Source organism: Thermobifida cellulosilytica TB100, assembly GCF_001517975.1.
GTDB lineage: Bacteria > Actinomycetota > Actinomycetes > Streptosporangiales > Streptosporangiaceae > Thermobifida > Thermobifida cellulosilytica.
The window spans coordinates 320384-323905 of the sequence record NZ_KQ950183.1; the positions used below are offsets into that span (position 1 = coordinate 320384).

At 77.8% G+C, this 3522-nt stretch carries 4 protein-coding genes; 2 read left to right on the plus strand and 2 right to left on the minus strand.

The window, feature by feature from the left end; genetic code table 11:
- Together AC529_RS20550 and AC529_RS14095 are read right to left on the minus strand one after the other, a co-directional pair.
- Positions 1-740 (minus strand): ABC transporter permease (locus tag AC529_RS20550; protein ID WP_068757422.1); only part of this gene is annotated, 740 nt, incomplete at its 3' end.
- Positions 737-1660 carry an ATP-binding cassette domain-containing protein gene (locus tag AC529_RS14095; protein WP_068757425.1) on the minus strand — a complete coding sequence of 308 codons (924 nt, stop codon included), beginning with the start codon at positions 1658-1660 and terminating at the stop codon, positions 737-739. The genes AC529_RS14095 and AC529_RS20550, both read right to left, overlap by 4 nt.
- Before the next feature lie 127 nt (positions 1661-1787).
- Between AC529_RS14095 and AC529_RS14100 the strand changes: the two genes are divergently transcribed.
- On the plus strand, positions 1788-2897 hold the full coding sequence (locus tag AC529_RS14100) for a sensor histidine kinase (RefSeq protein WP_198156431.1): 1110 nt from the start codon (positions 1788-1790) through the stop codon (positions 2895-2897).
- Positions 2894-3499, plus strand: coding sequence for a response regulator transcription factor (locus tag AC529_RS14105; protein ID WP_068757430.1), 606 nt, complete (start codon positions 2894-2896; stop codon positions 3497-3499). Before AC529_RS14100 ends, AC529_RS14105 begins: the two co-directional genes overlap by 4 nt.
- Positions 3500-3522 lie beyond the last annotated feature (23 nt).

Consider the following 3522-nt stretch of genomic DNA (forward strand, 5'->3'; position numbering starts at 1 on the left):
ACCGCCGCGGCCGCCGCCGCCGGCAGGTGGAACGGCGCGTCCTGGGCGGTCAGCCCGGCCAGGGAGTGCAGCGCCTCGGTCGGCAGCACCCCCAGCACGACGCCCTGCCAGGACTCCGGCCCCCACCGCACCGGGGCGGGCAGGGCCAGCAGGACCAGCGCGCCCACCACGCCTCCGGTGGTGCTGCGCAAGACCACCGCCAGGAACACCGCGGCCAGCGCCAGGAACGGGGCCGTCAGCGCCGTGCCGCCCAGCGCCCGCAGGACCTGCGGCTCCAGCGGCGACACCGTGGGCAGCCCCGCCGCCGCCAGCACCAGTTGCCCGGCGGCGAACCCCGCCGCCGCGGACAGCAGCCCCGCGCCCAGCGCCGCGGAGCCCACCGCCGCGGTCCGGGCCGCCAGGAAGCGGCCCCGCGCCGGCAGCGCGGTCAGCGTGGTGCGGACCATCCCGGTGGAGTACTCGACGCCGACCGTGGCCGCGCCCACCGTCAGCAGCACCACGGACGCGGCGTCGACGCCCAGCAGGCTGGTGGCCACCATGTCGAAGGCGGAGTGCTCGGCCATCGAACTCCCGGTGGTGGCGCCCACGGTCGCGCACAGCAGCACGGCCACGGCCGCGCTCACCGCCGGTGCGGCCAGCACCGCCGCCCGGTGGGCGCGCAGCGTCCACAGCTTGTACGTCTCGGCGGCCGTCGCCGCCGCCAGAGGGGCACCTCGCGTGCCCCGCACCGTCGCGGTCATCTCTCCTCCTCGCTGTCGGCCGCCGCGTGCGGGCGCAGGCCGTCCAGGTCGCGGGTCAGGTCCAGGAAGGCGTCCTCCAGGCGGGACCGGTGGGACACCAGTTCGTGCAGGGCGATCCCGTGCCGCGCCGCGGCCTCCCCGACCGCGGCGGCGTCCAGGCCGGTCACGGTGAGCCGTCCGGGGCCGTCCACCCGCGCGCTGCCCTCCGGCAGCACCGCCGCCAGCTCGGCCCAGCGCGGCGTGGCCACGGTGACGCGCCCGCCCGCCGCCCGCCGGGTCAGCTCGCCCACCCCCATGTCGGCGACGAGCCGCCCCGAGTCGATCACCAGGACGTGGTCGGCGGTGGCCTCCATCTCGTTCATCAGGTGGCTGGAGACGAACACGGTGCGCCCCTGGGCGGCCAGGTCCCGCAGCAGGACGCGCAGCCACACGATGCCCTGGGCGTCCAGCCCGTTGAGCGGCTCGTCGAGCAGCAGCACCGCGGGGTCGCCCAGCAGCGCGGCCGCCACCCCCAGGCGCTGGCGCATGCCCAGGGAGAACTCCCCGATCCTGCGGCGGCCCTCCCCGCCCAGCCCGACCAGCTCCAGCACCTCGCCGACGCGGCGGGAACCGATCCCGCCCGCGCGGGCCAGCCAGGACAGGTGGGCGTGCGCGGTACGGCCCGGATGCACCGCACCCGCGTCCAGCAGCGCCCCCACCTCGCGCAGCGGGGCGGCCAGGGACGCGTACGGCACCCCGTGCACCAGCGCCACCCCGGAGTCCGGGGCGTCCAGGCCCAGGATCATCCGCAGGGTGGTGCTCTTGCCCGCCCCGTTGGGCCCCAGGAACCCGGTCACCCGGCCCGGCGGCACCGTGAACGTCAGGTCCTCGACCACCGTGCGCGCTCCGTAGCGCTTGGTCAGGTTCCTCGCCTCGATCATCGTCGGCTCCTCCCGCTCACCTCTCCACTCTGTCCCCGGCCGGGGCAGGACGCCTGATGGAGCTGTCATGACCTGACCGTGACCGCTGTCACGGGTGCCGTGCGCCGCCGTTGCCTACGATGCGGGCGTGCCTACCGGACCCCGCAGCCCTGAGGCCCGCGGCCGGGCGCTGTCCTCGGCCGCGGGCGCGGCGATCGCCCTGCTGACCCTGCCCCAGTGGGTCGCGGCGGTCACCGCCCTGCCCGATCCGCGCATGCGCGCCCTGGCGGCCGCCGCGGCGGTGCTGTATGCCCTGGTGTGCGTGTCCGCGGTCCCGCTGGCCTCCGGGGCGCGGACCGCGGTGCGCCTGGCGGTGTGCCTGGGCGCCTTCGCCCTGGGCGGGGTCCTGGCCGTCGTGCTGGGCCCGGACGCCTCCTGGACGGTGCTGTTCGCCCTGGCGGTGGCCGCGGCCCTGCTGCCGGTCCGCCCGCTGGCCGCCGTGGCCGCACCGGTGGTCGCCGCCGCCTCGGTGTGGGCGCTCGTGTCGGGCGGCGTCCGCGACGCGACCGCCACCCTGGTGGTCCTGGCCGCCTCCACCGCCGCGGTCGCGCTGCTGCGCGCCGTGGCCGACGCCAACGCGCAACTGCGCACGGCCCGCGACACGATCGCCGTGCTGGCCGCCGAACGCGAACGCCACCGCGTGGCGCGGGACCTGCACGACATCCTCGGACACAGCCTCACCACCGTCCTGCTCAAGGCGGGTGTGGCCCGGCGGGTGCTGGAGACGACCGGCGACACCGCGCGCGCCGCGGCGGAACTCGCCGAGGTGGAGGAGCTGGCCCGCGCCGCGCTGGCCGACGTGCGCGCCACGGTCGCCGACTACCGCACGGTGACGCTCCCCGGGGAGCTGGCCGCCGCGGCCTCCGCGCTGGAGGCCGCCGGGATCGCCGCCGACCTGCCGGCCACCGTCGACGACGTCGACCCGAAGCTGCGCACGGTTTTCGGGTACGTGGTCAGGGAGGCCGTCACCAACGCGGTGCGGCACTCGCGGGCCGCCACGGTGCGGGTGCGCCTGGGCCGCCGCTGGGTGGAGGTCGTCGACGACGGGCGGGCCGCGGCCCCGGTGCGGCCGGGCAACGGGCTGCGCGGCCTGGCCGAGCGGATGCGGGAGGCCGGCGGCGTGCTGGAGGTGGGGCCGCGCGAGGGCGGCGGGCTGCGCGTGCGCGCCCACGTACCGCAGGAGGGGGAACGGCGGTGATCCGGATCCTGGTGGCCGACGACCAGGCGCTGGTGCGCGGCGCCCTGGCCGCCATGCTCGACCTGGAACCCGACCTGGAGGTGGTGGCCCGGGTCGGCGACGGCGCGCGGGTGGTCCCCGAGGCGCGGCGCACCCGCCCCGACGTGGCGCTCATCGACGTGCGCATGCCGGAGGTGGACGGGCTGACCGCGGCGGCCGACCTGGTGCGGGCGCTGCCGTCCTGCCGGGTGCTCATGTGCACCACCTTCGACCGCCCCGGCTACCTGGCGCGCGCCCTGGCGGCGGGCGCCAGCGGGTTCGTGGTCAAGGACGCCAGCCCCGAGTACCTGGTGGACGCGGTCCGCCGGGTGCACCGGGGGCTGCGCGTGGTCGACCCGGACCTGGCCGCGGAGTCGCTGACCCACGGCACCAGCCCGCTGACCGCCAGGGAGAGCGAGGTGCTGGCCGCGGCCCGGTGGGGGGCGAGCGCGGCGGAGATCGCGGCCCGCCTGCACCTGGCCGAGGGCACGGTGCGCAACCACCTGTCGTCGGCGATCGGCAAGACGGGGGCGCGCAGCAGGATGGAGGCGGTGGCGATCGCGGAGCGGTGGGGCTGGCTGTGACCCGGCCCATCCCCTCCGGCGGC